Raw genomic sequence first — 24,053 nt, 5'->3', positions numbered from 1 at the left:
ACAACTTGTATAAGTGTATATTTTTTTATCTAGATGTTAATATTTTAGATAAAAAGTATATGGGAGTGAACTAAATGTCAAGGAAGAACATTGTTATATATGAAGGGGCAGTTTATCACATTTATCAGAGAGGAAATAACAAGGAATTTATATTTGAAGATGATAATATAAAAACTTTTATTTTGAAGTATCTAAAAGAGTATAATAAGAAATTTGACTATGAGCTTCTTGCATATGTGATTATGGATAATCACTATCATTTTTTAATAAAGACTAACAAGACAGATATAAGTACTATTATGTTTTTCATTAATAATCTACTGGGTAAATATGTTAATACAAAATTAGGTAGAACAGGACACGCATTTGATAGCAGATATAGATGTAAATTAGTTGAGACAGACGCTTATTTAATCTGGCTTTTACGGTATATACATAGAAATCCTGTGAAAGCACATATATGTAATGATATAAATGAGTATAGATGGAGTAGTCATTATTTTTATAATCATTACATAAAATCGCATGTTAATATAGACTTTATATTAAATATGCTAGGAAATTGTAAAAAGTTATCCCATGAAAAGTATTTTAAATTGGTCAGTACAATTGGTCATACAAGTGATAATGACAAAGATTATGAAATAATAAAACAAGAATTAAACATGGAAGAAGCATTCTTTTTAAATAATAATAATAATGACAACTGCAATATTGCAAAACCAAAACGTACTACATTAGATGAAATAATTGTGAATCTCAATATAGATGAAAATATGCTATTATCTATTAGAAATGTAAATAGAAAGCCTTGCTTAACTTCTGTAAAGCTTGTGATTATAAAAAGTGCGCTAGAACAATGCTATTCTTTGAAAGAAATAGCAGATTTCCTTAATGCAGCACCTTCAACTATAAGTAAGTTGATTTCTAGAAATAAAATAATATAGATGCCACTTGCCACGTGGGTGGCACTAAAGGGGGGGCACCAAAAGGAGATATAAATATGTATGTAGAATTTAATAATGAAATGGTAGATAGTAATGATATAAAAAAAACAATTGAAGAGAATACAGAATTTAAAGTTCTTAAAGACATGAGCAAAGGTACAAAGAGAGAGGACACATTAGCTTTCAATTTAAGTGTAACAATAGATATCTTAAATGACTTAATGGAAGAAGATTGTAATTTAAATGAATTGACTGAAGATGAATTATTTGAAGAATATCTTTCGCTGGCAGAAGAAATCGCAATGGATATTGAAGAATATGTTCCAGAGGGTGCTATTATGGACATTAAGTCTTACGAATGGGATAAATCAGATAATGCAATAAGATTAGTTATAATCATAGCTCCAGAAAATATTATTGAAGTGAAATTAAGAGATGTTATGAGGAGACTTATAACGCAAGTGGAATAATATGTAAAACAACATTGGAATAACTAGGTTTTACAAGCAACATACCCTTTGAATTGGTCTATATGCCACCCTTAATTATTTCTGGGTGGCATATATATTTTCAAGAATATTTACAGTATCATTTTTGCTGATGCTCCCTACAGGGGGTGTGGATTTAAATCTTATAAAAATTTAGATTCTGTTAGTATGAAAAATATTGGAGCATAAAAAGTTGATGAATTTATAGATCAACTTATTTTTATAATTAGTTTTGATTTTGATTAAATTAACAAAGCGTTCGTTTGGAGTATACCGCAGACGAACGTTAACGAATAGCCTTCAAAGTGGCATTATATGGTGAAAAAAATGCCTTAAAACAGTTCGTCAAAGATATTGACTTTAAACGAACTGTTATATATAATTATCTAATGAGGTGTTTATATATGAGAAAAACATATTTTTATATTAGGATATCAAGTAAAGAACAAAATACAATTAGACAAGAGGTAAAAGCTAAAGAATATCATGTTCCATTGGATCATGTTTATATTGAGAAGGTCAGTGGTAAGAATGTAACAGACAGACCAGTATTAAATAATATGATGGCTACACTAAAAAGTGGTGATAAATTAGTTGTAGATAGTATTAGTAGATTTGCAAGGAATACAAAAGATCTTATAGAATTAATAGAAAAATTGAATAATAAAGGTGTTATATTTGTATCTCTTAAAGAAGCAATAGACACTACCACACCAACAGGCATGTTTATGTTAACTATATTCGGAGCAGTTGCACAACTTGAACGTGACTACCTAAAGGATAGACAGATGGAAGGCATAGCAATTGCAGTAACGGAAGGTAAGTACAAAGGACGTAAGTCTATAGAGTATCCTAAGCTATGGGAAAGATATTATAAAATGATGCAAGATGGTGATATATGTGGTGTTAATGTTATGAAAATATTAGGTTTAAAGAAAACTACATTTTATAAATTAATTAATCAGTATGAAGAGGGTAAATAAGATACCTTCTTTTTTTATTATGGATTGATTATTAGGTTAGATACCAGAATTTACCGATCAAATATCCTGAAAAGTAGTTAATTGTTGTATATAATGGTATAACTTACTTAGAGTTGTTTCACAGTCGTTAAAAGTTGCGTATCAATTAATTATATTTAGAGGAGGATTCAGATGAAAAAAATAGTGTTTTATATACCAGTAATTATTTTTACAGTTCTTTATGGTTTGTTAGCAATCGGTAACGTTGGGGCTATTTCGCCTGTTGTCATAATTTGGTTGCTTTTGTTTTTAGCTGCGGGTATCTTTTTAAGCAAAGACAGGTTTTGGGGAGGATTATTGGGAGCATTACCTGCAATTCATCTTATTTATATGGGGAATCAAAAAACAGGACAGATTATCAATGAAATGCCAATAGGGATTATTGTTTTGATTTTTTATGCTATTTGTGAGAGCTTTATTTTCTTTAGGATTAAGATACAGAAAAAAAATTGACCTTTTAGTATGAATATTATTAAGATAATCTTTAGGCGTTTATAAGTCGCATCTTTCTTATATTGTTCATCTGTCTTAAAAATACGATAAATGAACAATCGTTAGAAATCGTGAACTAACTATAATTTATATAAATGAGATAAAATTGGTATATAAAAATTTTATCTATTAATCAACAAATGATTTTAAAAAAATATATTTATTTAGGAGAAATTATGAACAATAAAAATATAATATTTTCTATTTTTTTATTGTTAATATTGTTTATAATTTTAAACAATATTAACTTTATTGATTTAACACTAAAAGGTGCAGTATCTTACTTTATTGCAGTATTATTTTTTTCTATATTATTACTATTTATAAAACTTTATTATGAAAAGTTTTTTTTGGTAAACAAAACATTTTCTACATTTGTAGGTCTTGTACTTATCATCTTTATGTTCACAGCAAGCTTATCTATATATTGGAGTACCAATAACATATCAAAATATAGTTTAAATATTAGCAAGAAGAGTAGATTGTATATAGTATGTAAAAAACAGTCTGCACTCCCAAGTGACTTATACTTTTATAATATTTATGATAAAAATTTAGAAAACAAGCTTATAGGGGTGTATACAATAAAAGGTAAACTAGATAAACTAATTATAGATAAAAAACATATAAAACAATTAAAAGAGGATGGTAATTTAGTGATTTCTATTGACAATACCATCTGTTTAGTAAAAAATAGTGAAAGTAATTTTTTTAAATTAAGAAAATAAAAAGATAAGGAAGATGTGGGTACAAAGATGTTTTTTAAATGAACACTGTTTTGAATTGATAAATATAAAAGGGTTATTCACAATCTTCACAAAAGGCACACTAACAAGGTGATAGCCTTTTTTGTTATGATTACTTATAATTATCATCATATTTTAGCTGCGGTTACCATTGGACACCAGTTAGAGAGTATAATTTACACGTTTTGATGCCTATACACTTTTATGAAAATACTGTAATTAAAGAAAACTACATTCTATAAATTAATTAATAAATATGAAGAGAGCATTTAAGGCGGAGCTGCTTCAATCATTTGTAGTACATTGAACGTAGCAATTTAACTCATTATGTTACATTCAAATTCGAAAAAATAAGGAATGGGCAATACCCCCAAAGTGAAAGTAACACAATTACCATTGTGTTACTTTCGTTAATATTTTTATGTGTTTATTTAGTTTAATTTTAAAATTTTGTGATATAGGGATAGTGCTCGCGAAACGCGGATTTTATAAGTTAATATATTTATTACCAAAATGGTTATACCAGTATTAATTTTAAGTCAGAATGTTTTGATAAAAGACTCTTTTGGTAATAAATATCTTAACTTGTATTTTCCTTAAAATTACAAATGCATCTCAGGGCACAACCTCCTCAATAGTTTTAAAATCAACGGCTGGTTTACCTTTTCTTCTATAGCTTTAATTATTGCGCTATCAAGCTCTACATAATTATGAAAACTCATATATGGGTAGGGCAATCATATAAATCGTTGCCCTACCCATATTTAGAGGCATATATTGTCTTATAGCTGTAGCACATAAATTTTGCCTTACTCCAAATATATTTTTTATTATTATAAAGATTAACCCTGAATAATTATCAGAAATGTCGTTTCATTAGATATTCAAAATTAAAAATACTTTTTGGCCCTGCTGAAATATAACCAAAATATCTGACCTTCGTATCATCCAATAATGTTAATTGAAGTTCAAAATACATTGTAGCAATCTTATGAGGTGTAAAGTTATCATTGGGAAGATAATCGTAGATAATTTGTTTTGAACTGTCCAGTAACCCACTAGTTTCTACATCATAAAATCCACTTGTTGTGAAGGGGTCACCTGCTAATCCCCAATTAATAGCAATCTGTGTTTTTGAGATTTGCTCAATTAAGTTAGAATTATCTCCATTATAATGTAAATAAACCTTTCCCTGATAAGGGGTATCATTTGAAGATATCCCTGTGATGTTCATTTTGTAGGAGTCTAGTACATTTAATTTACCATTATTATTAAACAATCTGGGTGAAGAAAAATTACTTTGGTCCAAAGGCTCAACAATGTATTGAATATCCCAATCACTCTTCCCCAATTTAGTACCATTATGTTCATCATTAAAATAACCTACTGTACTACCCGAATAACAGTAAGGTGGTTTATACTCAGTATTATTTATGAAATATATGTAACCGCACAAAAATATTCCAAGTATAATTATTAAAAAAGATATGTATTTTTTGAATTTCTTGATGTTCATATTTTTCTCCTTTATCAATTTATTTTACGATAAACAGAAAGACTTAAAGTTTCACTTTAAGTCTTTCTAATACTATCTTCATTCCTTGCCATATTATCTTTTTAAAACAATATCCCTTCAAACGGAACATCAATTTCCATCACTGTTGCAAACGGTTTATATTTTCCAATATATTGATCATAATGCTGTAATACGAACCAAGATCTAAAACCTGCTAAATCAACATATATTTTTTCAACATCTGGTAGGTCTAAACCAAAATGATCATAAATATTAAAATGTAAAGTTCCTCTAAATATATTATCATCAACTGAATAATTTCTTACTTCTACGTTATTACCCCATGTATCATTTATAGTTATTGTAAGTCCTCCGAGAATATCCCCTGGCAAATTAAATACTGGAAGATTTGCATTAGCTTTGAGATAACTATATAGTGGATTATTACTATTCATTATATTATACTCTAAGGCTAATAAATTGCCACCATTTTTAACTAATTCATTGATTAAAGCATCTTTAACTTGTGCGATAAAAGTTATTGTTGATTCATGATCGCTTACATTTTTTGTTAATACGGAGTTTCTATAATCGGTTCCTTCTCCGCTCTTAAAGTGATTAATCATGTCTAAAATAACATCTTCCATTTCCCCTTGTGAAAATAAAGATGTTGACATGTCCTTCCACTCGCTAAAAAGAATTTCTGGATCATTGGATTCATCAAGTTGATACTGAAATACTGAGTTGATTGCAAGTAATTCATCTTTTGTAAAATCATTTATCTTCATATCGTCTGCTGGATACCCATTATCATCTAAGCCTTTTTTTCTCGCTGATTGAAATATTAATGCATTAATATTTGTTTTTGAAACTCCAATATCCTTACCAGAACATATATTATTATCAATTTCTATTGCTCCAGTCCCACTTCCAATAGTAATAGTAGCTATTTGATCAAAAGCCCAATCATTTGGAAGAGAGTAGCCAAGATTTCCACTAAATCCAGTAGACATATCACATACAAAACTACTATTAGAATATCCGACTGCTTTAATTCGACTGCATACATTCCTAGGACCATAGATTCCTATTTTGTATTTCGTAAAAATAAGTTTATTAAATTCGTCATTAATTGCTTTAAAGTAGTCCATAATATTACTATCAATATCAGAATCAATTGCATCGTAGTCAACTGCAAAATAGATTATTGTTTCAGAATCAAAACCTAAATCCCTTGAAGCATTTATAGCTAAGTTTGCATCTAATATTCCTTGACCTGTTGAGAAATCAGATAAATAGGTTCCAGATGTTTCATATATTGGGAAAACCTTGAGTCCACTAGCAAATATAGTTTGTAACTCAGTTGACGTCATTTTATAGTTTCCGGTTAGATATCTTCCAACTATTTCATAACCATTATTTTTAAGGGTTGCAGCTTTTTCTGATGTGATAGTTGTAGCACAATCACAAGCTGTACCTCTCCTAGTGTTATCTCCAGTACTAACTAAAAGTGATGCCCAGGTTTGACCACCTGAATAACCATCTGCAGTTAGGCCTGAAAAATATTGAAAATTTGTTATCGCTGTTTCAAGTCCGGCGCCAAATAAACCATCAAAACCATTTGGATCAAAACCGTTACAATATAAGGCATATTGAAGAAGTAGTATGAATTTTTGAGTGGAATTACTTCCAGGAACTGTTGGACATGCATTCATGGTATTTACACCCCATATACCATCAGGCGAATTTCCTTGTTCATGTTGTAATGCCTTTATTAAAGCTACATTGGTTGAACGCGAATATACACCGTCACAAGGCATTAATCCAATTATACTATTATAATCTCGATTAAGATTTTTCTGAACGGTTCGAATATTCGAATCTCCATTTGAAATTAATACAAATGCATCGGTATTTAATAGTGCTTGAAAAATCATAGGGCTTGTAATACCATCTTGAGTTGTAAGTCCAGCATCAGACTGAAACTTCTTTATAGCAGTTATAACGCCATTGCCATATCCCCCATCAAGTCCATTTGGATTATATCCCTTACAATATAGCGCCCCTTGGATTATATAAATTATATTCTTTGGAGCACCTGTACTTGGTAATGTCGGGCATGCTAATTTCGTTGATGGTCCAAAAACACCATCGGGTGATGAAATGCCTATTTCAATTTGTAGAGCAGTTATTAAAGCAGCTTCTGTTGTACCCCCTGTTATGCCATCTTCTGTTACAGGCGTGTAGCCTGAGTTACCTTTATAAGTAGCATTTACCCATTTTTGAACACTTTGAACCATTAAATCCATTTTATACAACCTCTTTTCTTTTTTTATTTACATACAATACAAAGAAAAAATAGTTGTAATTGTAAACCTGTATAAACATATTTATAAATTTTAGTTATTGTGAATTAAATATTTAAAGCCACATAGGGGACTTAAATTGCATCATAAAAGAGTCGTAAATAAATTTACAACTCCTTTTAATTTCAAGGCAATTAAAAAGGTATTACTATTTAATATCATTCATTATTTTTGTACTATCTGCAACAGGGTTAACTGTTCGTTCAGAGCTTTCTGAAACAGCTTGTCTAACAGTGGACTGTCCGAAATAAAAAGCAATTACTAAACTAAATACCGTAAGGTATTGATCAGATGTGATTATTCTAATAACAGCTAGATAACAAAAGACTAGAGTAAGCAACAATGTTATTAATTTTTTTATTTGAAATAATTCCTTTATCATTTTATACAAACTCCTTCCTTATTATTAATTGTAATAGCTAATTATTAATAAAATAATATGATTAATTGGAAATTTAGATATTTTTTTTTTGAATCATATACTCTTTAATTTCCTGTAAATCTTTTTTTATGGTGTCTACAATATTAAATTTGTTAGTGAGTTTTGAAACTATATTTTGATAGTTTTGTTCTCTTTCATCTTGTTTTATATCTCGTTTTTCTTGTGTTTTCAAAATATAAAAGACAAGGAAAACAGAGAGTGTAGCCCATATTCCTTGGGATGAAGCTATTTTAACAATATCTGTTCCCATAAATTTCACCTCCTTTTATTATTAATTTTAGTATCAAACATATTGTTTCAGGCTACTTAAGGCTTTTCTCTTTACCTTATTAATATATTGCCTCGATACAGCAAATTTTAAAGCTAATTCTGCTTCGGTAAACTCATTTACAAATAAATATCTAAGTAATCGTTTCTGTTTAATCGGGAGCTTGTCCAATAATTCGTTTACAAATAGCATGCTTCCATTGTTATTGTTATTTTGAATTAAATAGATATTATCGTTTAGTTCCATTTCGTTTATGGTAATTTTATAATTTTTTTTTGATAATCTTATATATTCATGACGTATAGATGTTGCTATATACGAAACAATTACACATTCCTTACTGGCTTTGTTATTTTTATAAATAGGGTATGCTTCCACTATTTTTATAAGCGCTATAATTAAATCGGAATCTGCTCCGTCATATGACAATTTTCTACTATATTTTTTTAGCAAAGGCATAAAATCATTTATAATTTCTAGAATATTATCTTTATCTCCTTGTTTATATTTTAAAATAAGATCCATTAATTTATTTTCCATAATAATCTCCTTCTGTATTCTTATAATTAAAAAGGAGATTATTATAAAATTGTAAACCAAATGCATGTTATCTCTATGTCAGCTATATCAATATAAGTTAGGGTAGGTAAACAATTACTCTTAATACAAATAAAAAACCATTGATATGATTAAATCATATCAATGGTTTTTTATTTGTATTATTTATTTACGATAATGGTGGGTGTATTATTCATATATACATAGATCTACAAATTTCCTGTATAATTTCCATACATAAACATATTATACTCAGCGTTACGTCTATTTAATAAACCCTGTATAAGTTGACCATTACCATGAGACCACGCTTCAAAGTTTTCTTTCAATGAATCGTCTCTAATTCCAGTACAATTTTTTTTATACAGTGTTGAACTAAATAATCCCGAAGTACCACAGTTATATGCAAAACTGCATATAGGGGTACAGGTAGTAATGGAACAGAAAACGGCTATAAGCGTGTAAAAATATGGTAATAGCTAATAATACACTATACTTAGTAACTGTTCCCATATTAAATTTATTCTATTTCAGTTTCTAAAGTAAGCAAAGATCTTAACATACCTTTTTTTATTTCTTCTGATATTTCAAATGAATATTTACCCATGATATTAATATGTTCATATCCTAGTGGTGACAACCTCTTTATATCATCAACATATACACATTCATAGGATTTGCGTAAATCTTCAATAGCTAATTCCATATATCTTGTATTCCACACAATGATTGCATTAACAACAAGTCCTAGCGCACCTAGTTGATCTTCCTGACCTTCTCTATATGCTTGGTGTAATTCTCCTTTCTTACCGTAAAACACTGCTCTAGCAAGGTTATGACGTGATTCTCCTCTATTTAATTGTGTTAATATTTTGCGACGATATCCTTCATCATCAACATAAGTAAGCAAATATTGAGTTTTATAAATACGTCCAAATTCTCCTATCGATTTCCCTAACATTGTTGGTTTTCCATTACGTTGTAATGTTTGAATAAGTTCAGTTGGACTTACTACTCCCATTTTTAAGGAACCAGCAATTCTAAGCATATCATCCCAATACCTGCCAATAATATCCTTGCGAATTTTACCTTTTGCAAGTTTATTTAGTATTCCATAATCAGCAGTAGTATCAAGTTTCCAGAATGTAGACCTTCCTATATCCGCAATACGCGGACTAAATTGATAGCCAAGTAATCCAAATAGACCAAATACAATATCACTATACCCGGCAGTATCTGTCATTATTTCTTTAGGTTTTAATATTGTTTGTTGCTCAAGTATTCCTTCTATGAGATACATAGAATCTCTTAATGTTCCTGGAATAACTATTCCATGAAAACCTGTAAATTGATCACTTACAAAGTTATAGTAGGTTACACCACGTCCTCTTCCAAAATATTTAGAATTGGCTCTTGATGTAGTTGTTTTAACAGGAGTTACAAAGCGTAGTCCATCAGCTGATGCAACTTCGCCACCACCCCAAATTTGAGCTAATTTTAAATTAGAATTATATTCTACTAATTTAGCATTGGCTTTTGTTAACGTTTCTGCGCGGAAATAGTTTTGTTCTACCCATTTAAGCCTATCATATTCAAGAGCTGGAATCCCTCTTTGTACTACAGTTTCAATTCCGATATTACATGCTTGAACTATAAGAACTGCGCATATACTTACATCAAGATCTTCAACCCTTGAATTACCTTCACTTATATGAGTAAACGCTTCAGTCATACCCGTCCAACTAATAACTTCAAGTATAAGTTCAGGTAAATCAGTATTAGGAATAAGTGCCTGAACTTTTTTTCTTAATTGTTTTAGTGATTTAGATTCTTCAAGTTTATCAAGTGGTGACAATATAAGCCTATCTTTTCCGTCAAAAGTTTCTATTTTTACGTTTGGATTAACATTCCACCTTTCAGCAGTTTGTCTATAAGCTTTATCTAAATCTTCTGATAATGGCTTTAGTGATTCTTCAGCAGAGAATTTCCAATCAAGAGTTCTCAATATATGAGGTCGTTGAGTTTCCCAGACTTTACCCTGTAAAAGCTTTGTTCTTGTGTCTCCATAACGGTTACTATTTTCAATATATATATCATGATTTTTTAAAGCTTCAAGTAGCTGCTCTATGACCCAAAATGTATAACCACAAGAACTTATTCTATTTTTAGATTTCATAATAGGGTCTTTCCATGATTTTGAAATACCATCTAACGGAGCATTTGCATATTTACTTTTCCCCTTTCTATTCTCATTATTTTTTAAAAAATTCCATGCATTTAATATGGATTGTGCTGCTGAAGTGGCTTTAAACTGTGTAACTAACAAAAATTTAGGCAAAAATCTTCTAACGACACCATAGTTACTAAATAATTCATCGAAAGCAACAGTTTGTTCAGGTGGATTGGTTAGCTTAGCTACTGTCTGTACTGCTCTATTTAAGTCTTCTTTTGAAATTATAGAAAATATAGCTAAACGCATATCTATATCTGAAATATTTTCATCAAGGAGTAAACTACATACTTCTTTAAGCCGCCTTGCTGATAAATCTAAATCTTTAATAGTTCTAAGTCTAGTTTTTTGTTCTTTACGGTTAGAACGTTTAAATAGTTCAGTTAGAAATTGTTCTACTACATCAATCATATCATCTTGAGCACTTATATTAAAAATAATAGCAAATGCTACTATTGTAGCATTTCGTCTTTCATAGCTCATACGAGCTATTGTTTGAATCTTTGCAGTAGCTGCATATCTAGCAAGTATAATTATTCTACCCATTGGTATTTTAGAGATATTCCAATTGTCAGCACCTAATGAGTGTATTTCTTCAAAACGTTCAATAGCTTTTATAATTCCTGTAATTGAAACAGTTGTTGGTGGTTGTCTTAACACATCTAATTTAGACTTTTTATCTTTTTCGTCTACTAAAAGAAGACTTTCTAATATTTTTATTTGATTTTCATTAGGAAGTTTTAAAAGTTCACTCAATAGACGAGAAGTGGCTCTATCTCTTACTTGGGCAATAAGTCTTGCCATAACGGTTACACCAGGTAATAAAGTTTTTTGTTCAATGCATCTAGCAGTTGTAAGGTCAAAAAGTATACTTGGTCGCTCAGATGTAATCCAGGCTCTTGTATATAGCCACCGCACTAGTCTCCAATGATATGGTTCTTCTGTAAAGTCATGATATCCATATAATATACATATTTCTTTTCTATGATTTTGAATGTTTTTATTTGAAGTATACATCAAGATAGATTCCTCAGCAATTTTCAGCTGTTGCGAAACATACACAATTACGTTTTTAGGAATATTAATAGGATTAGATAAGAAAGTTCCTAAGAATCTTACCGTTCCAAGTTGTATAGCAAATCCTAAGCGATTATAATCATTTCTATGCTGAAAAATAATCCTAAGATCTTCGTCATCCAACCAAAAATATTTTGTTAACTGTTCTAATGATGGTTTCTCTGTGAATTTTCCATATAATAATTCTTGGTCCTTAGTTAAAAACTCAACTGGCATTTTAAAACCCCTTATCAATAGTTTACTTTATTATTTTCTCATATTGTTTAGCTATTTTATAAAATGTTGTTTTTTTAAGATTTAGTAAATTAAAGGCCTGCACAGCTTTTATACTTCCTAATTTCCAATCAGTATATATTCTTTCAAATTCTTTTGGCTTTTCTATGTTAGGTCTACCAAAATGAACACCTCTTTTTTTAGCAGCGTCAATACCTTCCTTTTGTCTTTGTAAGGTATTTTCTCTTTCAAGCTCTGCTAATGCACCAAATACAGTAAGCATAAATTTACCTTGAGGTGTTTTTGTATCAATATTCTCTTTAAGACTAACAAGCTCTACACCTTTAATTTTTAGTTGTTCAACAATATTAAGTAAATCCTTAGTGCTTCTTGCGAGTCTACTTATACTTTCTATATAAAGAGTATCACCATCCCGAACATATTCCATCATTTTTTTAAACTCTGCTCTCTCAGTATCTTTACCACTAACTTTTTCAATAAAATATCTATTAATTTTAAATGCGCATAGTGCTATTTCTTGCCTATCTGTATGCTGTTCAATTGATGAAACCCGTATGTATGCAATATTTTACATATAAACAACCTCTTTCTAAGATAATATTTATTAAAATAATACAGGATATGTTTGAAAATATCAATTGTTTAATACGAACGTTCAAAAATATAAAAACTAAATATATTGAACGCTCTATATACCGTTTAAAAAGGTACACTTTTACGGAGCGCAATTCATTTTAACATCAAACTATAATTTGACATAAGAACATATGTTTGGTATTATAATTTATAGAACTATTTTAATCAATAGGGGGTTAACATTAATGAATATAGATACAACACATAAAAAAATTATTGAAATTGTTAAAAGCAAATTAACTTGTTCAGCCCATAATTTAGACCATATATTTAGAGTTTATAATTTCTGCTTAACACTTTCAAAACACGAGAAAGATGTTGATTTGGAGGTTCTGATTCCGTCTGCATTGTTGCATGATATTGCGAGAATAGAAGAGAGTGAAGATAAAACAGGAGAAATCGACCATGCTGTGTTAGGTAGTGAAATTGCAGAGGACATATTGAGAAAGTTAGAGTATGAAGAAGATAAAATAGAGAAGATAAAACATTGCATTATATCGCATAGATTTAGAACTGGAAATGAACCTAAAACAATAGAAGCAAAAATACTTTTTGATTCAGATAAACTGGATGTTATTGGGGCAAGTGGTATTGCTCGTACTTTTATGTTAGCAGGACAATTCGGACAAAGATTAACAGTTCCTGAATCACTTAATAACTATTTAAATGCTAATACTGTTGAAAATGGAAGGTTAAAAGATGTTTCAAAGCATACACCTTTTATTGAATATGAAGTAAAATTTAAAAAAATTCCAGATAAGTTATATACCAAAAGAGCAAAAGAAATTGGCAAAGAAAGACTTAACTTTATGGAAGAATATTTTAATAAATTAAAGTTAGAGATAGAAGGTGTTGAATAAAACTAATTTGAAATTATCATAATGGATGATTAAACATAGTCAAGTTCTATTAAATAGGAGGCTTTTTTATGTCAGAAGAATTAATACAATCCATTTCAAATATTGTTGAGGAGCAAAGTAAGAAAGATACAAATGTATTTGGATATGAAGGATGGACTTATCATGTTACTATCGTTGTTAAATATGCAAAATTATTGGCTGAAAGATTAGGAGCAGACAAAGAAATAGTTGAGATATCAGCATTACTACATGACTATGCAAGTGTAAAAGATTCATCAATGTATAAAGAACATCATATATACGGGGCAATTGAAGCAGAAGAAATTTTAAAAGGATTTGATTACCCAGAAGAAAGAATAAATATAATTAAAGACTGTATTATTCAACATAGGGGAAGTGTACCACTTGAAAAAACTACTAAAGAATCAATATGTCTTGCAAGTGCCGATGCGATGGCTCACATAGACCAAATACCTTCACTACTACATCTTGTATATTATAAAAGAAAAATGGAGGTAAGTGAAGGCGCAAATTGGGTAAGTGAAAAGATTGAAAGAAGTTGGAATAAACTATGCCCTGAAGCCAAAGAAATTATAAGAGATAAATATGAAAGTACTAAAATTGTACTAAAAAATTAATTCATAAAGAAATATGTTTAATGCACATCTTTCTTATATTGTACATCAACCCAAAAGGCAGCAATGCCTTTTTTTATTCTTAAGATTGATGATAAACAGGTATTAAAATTTTAAATACATTTTTTAACATGCTTATAGCCGTTTTCTGTTCCATTACTACCTGTACCCCTACTAGAAGAATTGAAGAAGAAAACATCAACTCCACGAGTTAAAAAAGAAAGTGCAGCAACAAAAACAATTAAATAATATTTAGTAAGCAAAGTTAGACGGGAAATAGATAAATAAAAAACAGTACAAAAATAGAAAGATAATTTATCTTTCTATTTTTTATTAACATCATTCCAGGATTTACATAATTTTAAATAATTATTTAATTTTTCTTTAGGAATTTTTTTGACTGTAATATTTCTTTTATTGGCTATTTTAAATACAAAATCGCTACTTGGGGTTGTTTACACATATCGTCCAAAAGTTCAATAGAGGAGTCAAAGCAAAAAAAATGCTAATGCTGAATGTAACACAATGTAATTCTGTTACATTCGGAAAGAATCCCTAAAGTATTGGTACTACTGGCGTTGTTGTTCTTATACAACATGAATTAATTTTAAGTATCGCTTGGTATGTACTTATTTATTATAAATTAACTGTTAGAGATACATAAAGGAAGATAGTAAATTGTAACGAAAGTTGAGCCAATCTGTGATAAAAAAGCTAGAGGCAATGAAAAAAAGTCTCCTTTCACTGTGCAACACATTATCTTGGAGGAAGGTTCAAGCTAACTGGCAGAAGGAACCACCAGAAATTGGTCTTTTACTTAACATATTGGGGTAATTACTGGCTCAATGAGTAGCCGGAATCGCTATTGAACTTTTGGACGATATGTGTACAGGACCCCTAGATGGAGTAACAACTAAATATTATCTTTTAGGAAGTATGGTAATTCATGAAACTAACCTCACTGATATAATTTATTACACTTATGGCAGTTCTGGAAGCCTTGTAAGTATGAATTTAAATGGTGTAGAATACTACTATATAAGAAATGTTCAGGGAGATATTATAGGACTTTATGACAAAACTGGAACACAAGTAGTAGGCTATATTTATGATACCTGGGGCAAACTAATATCAATTACAGGAACACTTGCATCTAGTGTAGGAGTTAAGAATCCATATAGATATAGAGGGTATAGGTATGATACCGAGACTGGACTTTATTATCTACAGAGTAGATATTATAATCCAAGCTGGGGAAGGTTCTTAAATCCGGATATTACTGTTGGAAGTGTAGGAGAGTTAACTGGAGCAAATGTGTTTGTGTATTGCAAAAATAATCCTACTACTTTGAAGGATCCATCGGGTTTTAGACCAATATATACAGCGGGTGTAGAAACTAGTGAAATGAGAAAAGCTTCACTTGCTACTATGTCTAAGGTAAATATGTATAATTATCAGCATCGTTCTTCAAATCCAAGTATAAAAAGTAAAATTGTAAATGTAGTTAAAAGTGTTTCAGCGACTGGGAGTGAAGGAGGAGCTAGTTTAATTCTATCTAAAGTTCCTAATGCAATACCTATTGCAGCGAACAGAGCGGCTAGAAGATTGGCTGAAAGAACTGGTCAATCACTACCTGCAATACCAATAAAAGGAGCATCTGCCCTAAGAGGATTAGGAAAAATTGAAAAGGTTGGGTTAGTTGGTGTGGCATTTACAGGCTACTCTGTGTGGTCAAATTATAATATGTATAATGATGATGAAGCTTTGGGAAGAAGTGGAATAGATGTTATAGTTTCCACAATTGTAATTGGAATTGGTTTTATTACACCAGTTGGGTGGGCGGCAGTTGGAATTACAATGGGAGCGGGGCTTATATTGACTACTGTTGCCGAGGGTTTTAAATACTTTATATGGGAAAATGAATAATCTAATTATAGAATTATAGTCTTTATCAAAAAAACAACTAAGGATGGGGTGAAACAAAAGTTATGAAAAAGTATAATATGCTAGCAATTGTATTAGTATTTATATTAGGTGCTGTTATTAGAAGTATAGGTATAGAAAATATGCCATTTCAAGTAACTGTAGTTATAATGATAGTATGTATGATAGTAGTAACTTTGAGCGTTTTAAAGTATAAAGGCAGTAAAAAGGAAAAGAAATTATTGCTATCTATTGCAATATTATCAATATTACTTGCTAGCGTATTTATAATTGCAGTTGTTTTAGATAATAAGTATCCACAAATTTTTACAAAATATAAAAATGTATTTATAGCTCTAATAGGAATTTTATTTTTAAGCTTTGCAGTAGTAGTATTAGTAAATGTAATTTGTAAATATAGTAAGGAGCATAAGTCTAAGAAGTATTAAAAAACTCAGTCACTGTCCTTCGCAATGTTACCTGTTATCAGGTGTTATATGTCAAAGGATGACGAAAAATACCGGTTTCGGCTTCTACGAAGGGCTCAGGTTTCAGACTAATAATTGCTAGCTTGCTCAATCGTCGTTTCTTCACAATGTCCCTAGGATTGTAATTTTAGAAATTATATAAAATAATGAGAAAACTAATAAAAAAACACCAGTGGTTACAGAAATAGCTACTGGTGTTTATAATTTAGGAATAAACAAAACCTCAGGAACAATGACATCATGGTTTAGCACAAATGGGCAAGGCTCAAGAATAATATTTGCAAGTGAAGGATCAAGTCAGTTATTAAATGTTTATGTGGATGCAAATCAAAAGGTTAACCTTGCATTAATGAATAATGCAGGAATATTTACAAATGTGATAACTACAGATGAAACTGTAGGTTCAAATGAATGGAATTTTGCAGCAGCTAAGTGGCAATTTGATGGAAGTAACTTAACTTGTACATTATATTTAAATAGTAAGGCATACACTGCTAATGTAACAAGTTTTGAGGATTTTACAGGAATGCAAACAGCAGTGGGTAGTAATATAAGTGGTGGTTATTCCTTAACTGGGTTATCTAAGAAATTTAGCTATTCTTCCTCAGCTTTAAGTGAAAATGAAATACTTTCTATGTACTACAATAGCAGAGTGAATTACAGTTACGACACTTTGGGCAGAATGAATAGTAAAACTACAAACACAGGAATCTTTAGTTATGCCACGGAGTATACCTATGTTCCCGGAACAAACACAAATTCAACTACCGGCAAAGTAGCTTCTATTAAGAACAATAATGGCGTCCCTATTACCTATGAATATGATGCCAATGGAAATATTTCAAAGATTACTCAAGGTATAATGAACATCATCTATCTTTATAATGAGCTAAATGAGATGGTACAAGAAGACAACCAAGTACTGAATAAAACTGTAATCTACAGTTATGATGTAGGTGGAAATTTAACGAGTAAGCTAGAAATTCCTTATGGAGGAGCAAGCAATACTACAATTACCTATAGTTATAATGCTGTGTGGAAGGATAAACTTACAAGTTACAATGGGAAACCAATAACTTATGATGCTATAGGAAATCCTCTAACTTATGACGGTTATACCTATACATGGGAAGAAGGAAGACAATTAAAAACCATTATAGGTAATGGTAAAAATATAAGCTATAAATACAATGATTCAGGAATTAGAACAGAAAAAACAGTAGATGGAGTAACAACTAAATATTATCTATTAGGAAGTATGGTAACTCATGAAACTAACCTCACTGATATAATCTATTACACTTATGGCAGTTCTGGAAGCCTTGTAAGTATGAACTTAAATGGTGTAGAATATTACTATATTAGAAATGTGCAGGGAGATATCATAGGACTTTATGATAAAACCGGAACACAAGTAGTAAGCTATATTTATGATACTTGGGGTAAACTAACATCAACTACAGGAACATTTGCATCTACTGTTGGAGTTAAGAATCCTTACAGATACAGAGGGTATAGGTATGATATCGAGACTGGACTTTATTATCTGCAAAGTAGGTATTATAACCCAAGCTGGGGAAGGTTCTTAAATCCAGATGCTACTATTGGAAGTGTAGGAGAGTTAACTGGAGCTAATGTGTTTATGTATTGCAAGAATAATCCTACTACTTTGAAGGATCCATCGGGGTTTAGACCAATATATACAGCGGGTGTAGAAACTAGTGAAATGAGAAAAGCTTCACTTGATACTATGTCTAATGTAAATATGAATAGGTATCGAAAAAAACAAAGAGTGTCCCCAACAGTTTTTTCGGTAGTAACAAATACTTTTTCTGCTGCAGCCGATAAAAATATTGGCAATGTGGTAGATGAGATTTTACCTGAATATATGCAATTAGGTGTAAATAGAGCAGTGCGGAGAGGAACTGCACTTCCTACTGGTCTTGTGAAAGCAGAGGGTATTGTAAAAGGTATTAGAGGTTTTTCAAAAGCTGGACTAATTGGCGTAGCATTAACAGGAGTAAGTGTATATGATAATTATCATAGTGGATATAATTCTTCGGAAGCTTTAGGAAGGAGTGCTATAGATGTGATAGGTACTGCTGCCTTAATAGGGTTAGCATTTACTCCGATAGGCTTATTTGGAATGATAACTTCAGTTGTAGTCGTTACAGTATTTAGTGAGGTTATAAAGGTAAGAGTGTATAATGATTAGTTAAATGGTTAAACAAATTTGTATAAGGAGATAATGTGGAATATTATGAAAAATAAAAATGTAATGATTAAATTAGTAGTAGGATTAATTATTGCTTCACTAATAAGATTTATTGGAATAGATAATATTCCATTTATTGTAGTGCTGGGAGTGTTTTTGTTTGGGGTGCTTTATTTTGTATGGAGTATAATTAGAGTGAAGAAAGGGGAAAGAAAAGATAAGTATTATATAATTTTCGCATATAATATAATTGCATTATCAATAGCTGGTATTATTCTTTATATAACCCCAGCCAGAGATGTGCTCGTTGTGAATTATCTTTTAATACCGATTTCCATTGGTTTGTTGATTTCAACTACCATTTCTGTTTATGTGTGGGCAATTATGAGTAATAAAAAATAATAGAGAAGCAAGCTCAGTCATTTTTCCTTCGCAATGTTACCTGTTTATCTGGTGGTTTATGTCAAAGAATAGCGAGAAAAAACTGGTTCCAGTTTATGCTAAGGAATCAGGTTTGAGATTAACAATTGTTAGCTAGTTCAGTCGTTCCTTCTTAGTAAGTTTTTCAGTGGAATAAATTTTGAAAACTGTATAAAGAAAAGAGAAAACTTATGAATAAGCACCAGTGGCTACAGAAATAGTCCCTGGTGTTTATAATTTAGATATAAACAAAACCTCAGGAACAATGACATCATGGTTTAGCGCAAATGGGCAAGGCTCAAGAATAATATTTGTAAATGAAGGAACAAGTGGAGAGCTATTAAATGTTTATGTGGATGCAAATCAAAAGGTTAACCTTGCAGTAAGAAATAATGCAGGAATATATACAAACGTAATAACTACAGATGAAACTGTAGGTTCAAATGAATGGAATTTTGCAGCAGCTAAGTGGCAATTTGATGGAAGTAACTTAACTTGTACATTATATTTAAATAGTAAGGCATACACTGCTAATGTAACAAGTTTTGAGGATTTTACAGGAATGCAAACGGCGGTGGGTAGTAATATAAGTGGCATTTATTCCTTAACTGGGTTATTTAAGAAATTCAGTTATTCTTCCTCAGCTTTAAGTGCAAATGAAATACTTTCTATGTACTACAATAGCAGAGTAAATTACAGCTACGATGCTTTGGGCAGAATGAATAGTAAAACTACAAACACAGAAATCTTTAGTTATGCCACGGAGTATACCTATGTTCCTGGCACAAACACAAATGCAACTACCAGTAAAGTAGCTTCTATTAAGAACAATAATGGCGTCCCTATTACCTATGAATATGATGCCAATGGAAATATTTCAAAGGTTACTCAAGGTATAATGAACATCATCTATCTTTATAATGAGCTAAATGAGCTAATACAGGAAGATAATCAAGTACTAAATAAAACTATAATCTATAGTTATGATGTAGGCGGAAACTTAACGAGTAAGCTAGAAATTCCTTATGGAGGAGGAAGCAATACTACAATTACCTATAGTTATAATACTGTGTGGAAGGATAAACTTATAAGTTACAATGGGAAACCAATAACTTATGATGCTTTAGGAAATCCTTTAACCTATGACGGGTACACCTATATATGGGAAGAAGGAAGACAATTAAAATCCATTATAGGTAATGGTAAAAATATAAGTTATAAATACAATGATGCAGGGATCAGAACAGTAAAAACAGTAGATGGAGTAACAACTAAATATTATCTTTTAGGAAGTATGGTAATTCATGAAACTAACCTCACTGATATAATTTATTACACTTATGGCAGTTCTGGAAGCCTTGTAAGTATGAATTTAAATGGTGTAGAATACTACTATATAAGAAATGTTCAGGGAGATATTATAGGACTTTATGACAAAACTGGAACACAAGTAGTAGGCTATATTTATGATACCTGGGGCAAACTAATATCAATTACAGGAACACTTGCATCTAGTGTAGGAGTTAAGAATCCATATAGATATAGAGGGTATAGGTATGATACCGAGACTGGACTTTATTATCTACAGAGTAGATATTATAATCCAAGCTGGGGAAGGTTCTTAAATCCGGATATTACTGTTGGAAGTGTAGGAGAGTTAACTGGAGCTAATGGGTTTGCATATTGCAAGAATAATCCTACTACTTTGAAGGATCCATCGGGTTTTAGACCAATATATACAGCGGGTGTAGAAACCGATGATATGAGAGAAGCATCACTTGCAACTATGTCTAAGGTAAATATGTCTAATTATCAAAAGAAGCATAACGTTAAGGCAAAGCCTAAAGCAAAGAATTATAATTATGAAAGTCCTGTTGCAGGAGTAGTAAGTTCTATAGGTCTTGCAGCTGCTTCAGTGGCAACGATAGGTCAAACTACTACAACTATAATTACAAATGTTTCACGTAGCGTGGTAACTCCAATAAAATTAAGTGCTTATCCACAAGTAAGTAATTTTTTAATAACTTATTCATTAGTGTCGTTAACTTATTCAGTTAGAGCTAATTTTTCAGGAGAATATATTACAGAAGAGGCATGGGCTAGGACTGCAATTGATGTAGGAAGTACTGCAGCAGTAATTATTTTTGGAGCGAGTGGAGGCTGGGCAGCAGTTGGCATAGGTTTGGGTATAGGAGTGATTGCTGAAGGTGGAAAAGGCCTAGTGAATTTATGGTTAAATAGAGCGTAACTAATGTAAATTTTTATTAAGAGGGTGACGGTAGTTGGAAAATGGTAAAAGCATAGGGTATAGCGTGATTACAATAGTAATATTAATTATTACTCAAATTATTATAAAAAGTATAGGAATAGGGGGTTGTTTACACATATCGTCCAAAAGTTCAATAGAGAGTTAAATCTTAATATTGAATGTAACACAACTCACTTGTGTTACATTCACAAAAACCCTCTTAACCCTTGATTTTACTAGACTAATGGGCATTGTGAATTATGAAAATATTTTAGAACTTGATTTCAATGTACTTCTTTTATATAATATAAGCAATAGAGATACATTAAGGGAGACGATAAGTTTTGAAGACAGTTGAACCCATTCGCGATAAAAAAAAGCTAGCGGCTATGAAAAAAGTGCTAAAAGCGCAAAGCCTTCGGGACTGGTTGCTTTTCACTTTAGGAATTAACTCCGGCTTACGGATTTCTGATTTGCTGCAGCTAAAAGTCAGCAACGTATATCGCCAGAATCGTATTCGGATCTTGGAAGTCAAGACGGGTAAAGAAAAAGATTTCCCTCTTTCGGAGACCTGTGTTAAGGCAGTTAAAGAATATCTAGCTGAAACTAATTTGCCTGTGGCATCGACCCTGTTCCCTAGTAGAAAGGGAGGGCAAGTCATAAGTCGAGTACAGGCATACCGGATTATTAATGCGGCAGCTCGGACTGTAGGTATTACTGATTCAATTGGCACACATACTATGCGAAAAACTTTCGGTTATCACGCTTACCAAACCGGCATAGATATCAGTCGGATTCAAAAACTTTTAAACCATTCAGCACCATCGGTAAGCCTAACCTATCCATATCAATCTTGGAGGACGGTTCGATTTAACCGGGCAGAAAGAACCTCCGGAAATTGATTTGCTAATTAATCAACTGAATGACTTCCTATCTTAATTGATAGGATGCATCTCTATTGAACTTTTGGACGATATGTGTAAACAACCCCATAATAGTTCTAACTCGAAAAAGAATATAACATCAGTGTAAGGCACTGATATATATATATGAAAAAAATAGCCTCATTATGGATATAAATTCCATAATGAGGCAACTGATTTATTATCTCATTAAATAGATTCTGATTTTTCAGTTTTTTTCTCCTGATTTTCTTTTTTAGTTCTTTCTACATATCTTCCAAGGAAAAAGAAAATAATACCGACTCCAATACCTGTTTGTACACAAAAGAGTAAGCTCTCAATTTCGCCTGGTATCTCTCCACCAATCAATGTTTCCATAACAGGTGTAGCCCAAGGTTCATAATCAGTACCTGTAATCTCGGAAACTACTTTACTTCCTGCATCATCAGAGCCACCAAATTCAGCGCCTTTTAACATGAATAGTGGAATAATGGCTATTAATACTGCAATAGTTAATAAAATGATAACTTTATATTTTGTCTTTGCCATTAAATTTCACCTCTATCTAGGAATCCAATATCCGTCAAATCAGATTTTGCATATTTTTCAAGACCCATAATGATAACAACGGTCAAAATACCTTCAATAATTGCAAGCGGAAGCTGTGTCGGTGCAAATACTGCAAGGAATTTAGCTACGGATGCTCCAATACCACCACTAGAAGAAGGATATGCAAGCGCAAGCTCAACACTTGTTACACAATAGGTGAATAAATCACCAATTGATGCCGCTAGAAATATGCCTATATATTTATTAAATTTCGTTTTCTTGCATATTTTATAGATTGCATACGATAGCAACGGTCCTGCAATAGCCATAGAAAACGTATTAGCGCCTAGCGTTGTAAGTCCGCCATGAGCAAGTAGGGTTGCTTGAAAAATTAGTACAATAATGCCAAGAATGCTGACAGCCATAGGTCCGAATAAGATCGCACCAAGTCCGGTACCAGTCATATGTGAGCAACTTCCGGTTACTGATGGAATTTTCAAAGATGAAAGCACAAAAATAAATGCACCTGACATAGCAAGAATAGTGATGGATTTACGGTTGCTAGACAAGGTTTTCTTAATGGAGAAGTAACCTGATAATAAGAATGGAACACAAATGGCACCCCATATTATACAGTATTTTAGCGGTAGGTATCCTTCCATGATGTGCATTGCGTTTGCAACGGTAGGAGTTCCAAATATTATTGCAAAAGTAATCGCAATAAGAATAACTTTCCTTTCTTTTTGTTTCATTTCTTTCCTCCTTAAGTTTATTAGTCTAAGCTAAAAGGC

The 24,053-nt window shown here is 31.2% G+C and carries 24 protein-coding genes; 13 read left to right on the top strand and 11 right to left on the bottom strand.

Annotation, left to right across the window (positions count from 1 at the left end; genetic code table 11):
• Positions 1 to 74 precede the first annotated feature (74 nt).
• The 5 genes from ACREWB_RS16430 to ACREWB_RS16410 all read left to right on the top strand — a co-directional run bounded on the left by ACREWB_RS16430 (position 75) and on the right by ACREWB_RS16410 (position 3,677).
• Positions 75 to 947, top strand: a complete 873-nt coding sequence (locus tag ACREWB_RS16430) for a transposase (RefSeq protein WP_431548543.1) — start codon at positions 75 to 77, stop codon at positions 945 to 947.
• A gap of 56 nt (positions 948 to 1,003) precedes the next feature.
• A complete protein-coding gene (locus ACREWB_RS16425; RefSeq protein WP_431548542.1) occupies positions 1,004 to 1,417 on the top strand; it encodes a hypothetical protein in 414 nt (137 codons plus the stop codon).
• A 422-nt stretch (positions 1,418 to 1,839) separates the two neighbouring features.
• Positions 1,840 to 2,418 carry a recombinase family protein gene (locus ACREWB_RS16420; RefSeq protein ID WP_431548541.1) on the top strand — a complete coding sequence of 193 codons (579 nt, stop codon included), beginning with the start codon at positions 1,840 to 1,842 and terminating at the stop codon, positions 2,416 to 2,418.
• Between the two features lie 171 nt (positions 2,419 to 2,589).
• On the top strand, positions 2,590 to 2,910 hold the full coding sequence (locus ACREWB_RS16415; protein ID WP_431548540.1) for a hypothetical protein: 321 nt from the start codon (positions 2,590 to 2,592) through the stop codon (positions 2,908 to 2,910).
• A 215-nt stretch (positions 2,911 to 3,125) separates the two neighbouring features.
• On the top strand, positions 3,126 to 3,677 hold the full coding sequence (locus ACREWB_RS16410) for a hypothetical protein (protein ID WP_431548539.1): 552 nt from the start codon (positions 3,126 to 3,128) through the stop codon (positions 3,675 to 3,677).
• An 877-nt stretch (positions 3,678 to 4,554) separates the two neighbouring features.
• On the opposite strand, the gene ACREWB_RS16405 is transcribed toward ACREWB_RS16410, so the two are convergent.
• From ACREWB_RS16405 to ACREWB_RS16370, 8 genes are all read right to left on the bottom strand, one after another.
• Entirely contained in the window at positions 4,555 to 5,211 is a 657-nt protein-coding gene (locus tag ACREWB_RS16405; protein ID WP_431548538.1) for a hypothetical protein, read from the bottom strand.
• A gap of 101 nt (positions 5,212 to 5,312) precedes the next feature.
• A complete protein-coding gene (locus ACREWB_RS16400) occupies positions 5,313 to 7,520 on the bottom strand; it encodes a DUF3289 family protein (RefSeq protein WP_431548537.1) in 2,208 nt (735 codons plus the stop codon).
• Between the two features lie 205 nt (positions 7,521 to 7,725).
• Entirely contained in the window at positions 7,726 to 7,959 is a 234-nt protein-coding gene (locus ACREWB_RS16395; RefSeq protein WP_431548845.1) for a hypothetical protein, read from the bottom strand.
• A gap of 73 nt (positions 7,960 to 8,032) precedes the next feature.
• A complete protein-coding gene (locus ACREWB_RS16390; RefSeq protein WP_431548536.1) occupies positions 8,033 to 8,269 on the bottom strand; it encodes a BhlA/UviB family holin-like peptide in 237 nt (78 codons plus the stop codon).
• 33 nt (positions 8,270 to 8,302) lie between these two features.
• Positions 8,303 to 8,827, bottom strand: a complete 525-nt coding sequence (locus ACREWB_RS16385) for a sigma-70 family RNA polymerase sigma factor (RefSeq protein WP_431548535.1) — start codon at positions 8,825 to 8,827, stop codon at positions 8,303 to 8,305.
• 227 nt (positions 8,828 to 9,054) lie between these two features.
• Positions 9,055 to 9,264 (bottom strand): glycoside hydrolase family protein, encoded by a 210-nt coding sequence (locus tag ACREWB_RS16380; protein ID WP_431548844.1) that lies wholly within the window; start codon positions 9,262 to 9,264, stop codon positions 9,055 to 9,057.
• 101 nt (positions 9,265 to 9,365) lie between these two features.
• Positions 9,366 to 12,368, bottom strand: coding sequence for a Tn3 family transposase (locus ACREWB_RS16375; protein WP_431548534.1), 3,003 nt, complete (start codon positions 12,366 to 12,368; stop codon positions 9,366 to 9,368).
• A 22-nt stretch (positions 12,369 to 12,390) separates the two neighbouring features.
• Positions 12,391 to 12,942 (bottom strand): recombinase family protein, encoded by a 552-nt coding sequence (locus ACREWB_RS16370; protein ID WP_431548843.1) that lies wholly within the window; start codon positions 12,940 to 12,942, stop codon positions 12,391 to 12,393.
• Positions 12,943 to 13,207: 265 nt separating this feature from the next.
• On the opposite strand from ACREWB_RS16370, the gene ACREWB_RS16365 reads away from it, so the two are divergent.
• The gene (locus ACREWB_RS16365) at positions 13,208 to 13,882 is read left to right on the top strand and encodes an HD domain-containing protein (RefSeq protein ID WP_431548533.1); all 675 of its coding nucleotides are present in this window, start codon (positions 13,208 to 13,210) and stop codon (positions 13,880 to 13,882) included.
• A 68-nt stretch (positions 13,883 to 13,950) separates the two neighbouring features.
• Positions 13,951 to 14,520 carry an HD domain-containing protein gene (locus tag ACREWB_RS16360; protein WP_431548532.1) on the top strand — a complete coding sequence of 190 codons (570 nt, stop codon included), beginning with the start codon at positions 13,951 to 13,953 and terminating at the stop codon, positions 14,518 to 14,520.
• 110 nt (positions 14,521 to 14,630) lie between these two features.
• Here ACREWB_RS16360 and ACREWB_RS16355 read toward each other — a convergent pair whose 3' ends face one another.
• The gene (locus tag ACREWB_RS16355) at positions 14,631 to 14,780 is read right to left on the bottom strand and encodes a hypothetical protein (RefSeq protein ID WP_431548531.1); all 150 of its coding nucleotides are present in this window, start codon (positions 14,778 to 14,780) and stop codon (positions 14,631 to 14,633) included.
• 619 nt (positions 14,781 to 15,399) lie between these two features.
• Between ACREWB_RS16355 and ACREWB_RS16350 the strand changes: the two genes are divergently transcribed.
• From ACREWB_RS16350 to ACREWB_RS16325, 6 genes are all read left to right on the top strand, one after another.
• Positions 15,400 to 16,443, top strand: coding sequence for an RHS repeat-associated core domain-containing protein (locus ACREWB_RS16350; RefSeq protein WP_431548842.1), 1,044 nt, complete (start codon positions 15,400 to 15,402; stop codon positions 16,441 to 16,443).
• Between the two features lie 62 nt (positions 16,444 to 16,505).
• On the top strand, positions 16,506 to 16,889 hold the full coding sequence (locus ACREWB_RS16345; protein WP_431548530.1) for a hypothetical protein: 384 nt from the start codon (positions 16,506 to 16,508) through the stop codon (positions 16,887 to 16,889).
• A 211-nt stretch (positions 16,890 to 17,100) separates the two neighbouring features.
• On the top strand, positions 17,101 to 19,143 hold the full coding sequence (locus ACREWB_RS16340; RefSeq protein ID WP_431548529.1) for an RHS repeat-associated core domain-containing protein: 2,043 nt from the start codon (positions 17,101 to 17,103) through the stop codon (positions 19,141 to 19,143).
• Positions 19,144 to 19,188: 45 nt separating this feature from the next.
• Positions 19,189 to 19,545, top strand: a complete 357-nt coding sequence (locus tag ACREWB_RS16335; RefSeq protein WP_431548528.1) for a hypothetical protein — start codon at positions 19,189 to 19,191, stop codon at positions 19,543 to 19,545.
• 223 nt (positions 19,546 to 19,768) lie between these two features.
• Positions 19,769 to 21,811: an RHS repeat-associated core domain-containing protein gene (locus tag ACREWB_RS16330; RefSeq protein WP_431548527.1), complete on the top strand. Its 2,043-nt coding sequence runs from the start codon at positions 19,769 to 19,771 to the stop codon at positions 21,809 to 21,811.
• A gap of 344 nt (positions 21,812 to 22,155) precedes the next feature.
• Positions 22,156 to 22,713, top strand: coding sequence for a site-specific integrase (locus ACREWB_RS16325; protein WP_431548526.1), 558 nt, complete (start codon positions 22,156 to 22,158; stop codon positions 22,711 to 22,713).
• Positions 22,714 to 22,923: 210 nt separating this feature from the next.
• Here the strand turns inward: ACREWB_RS16325 and ACREWB_RS16320 are convergent, their stop codons facing one another.
• Positions 22,924 to 23,262, bottom strand: a complete 339-nt coding sequence (locus ACREWB_RS16320; protein WP_431548525.1) for an energy-coupling factor ABC transporter substrate-binding protein — start codon at positions 23,260 to 23,262, stop codon at positions 22,924 to 22,926.
• A complete protein-coding gene (locus tag ACREWB_RS16315) occupies positions 23,262 to 24,014 on the bottom strand; it encodes an energy-coupling factor ABC transporter permease (protein WP_431548524.1) in 753 nt (250 codons plus the stop codon). The genes ACREWB_RS16320 and ACREWB_RS16315 overlap by 1 nt, the downstream gene beginning before the upstream one ends.
• Positions 24,015 to 24,053: the final 39 nt, after the last annotated feature.

This window comes from Clostridium sp. (genome assembly GCF_050717635.1).
Taxonomy (GTDB): Bacteria; Bacillota; Clostridia; order Clostridiales; family Clostridiaceae; genus Clostridium_AD.
Note: the sequence above shows the minus strand (reverse complement) of the source record. Positions and strands in the feature narration are given on the sequence as shown.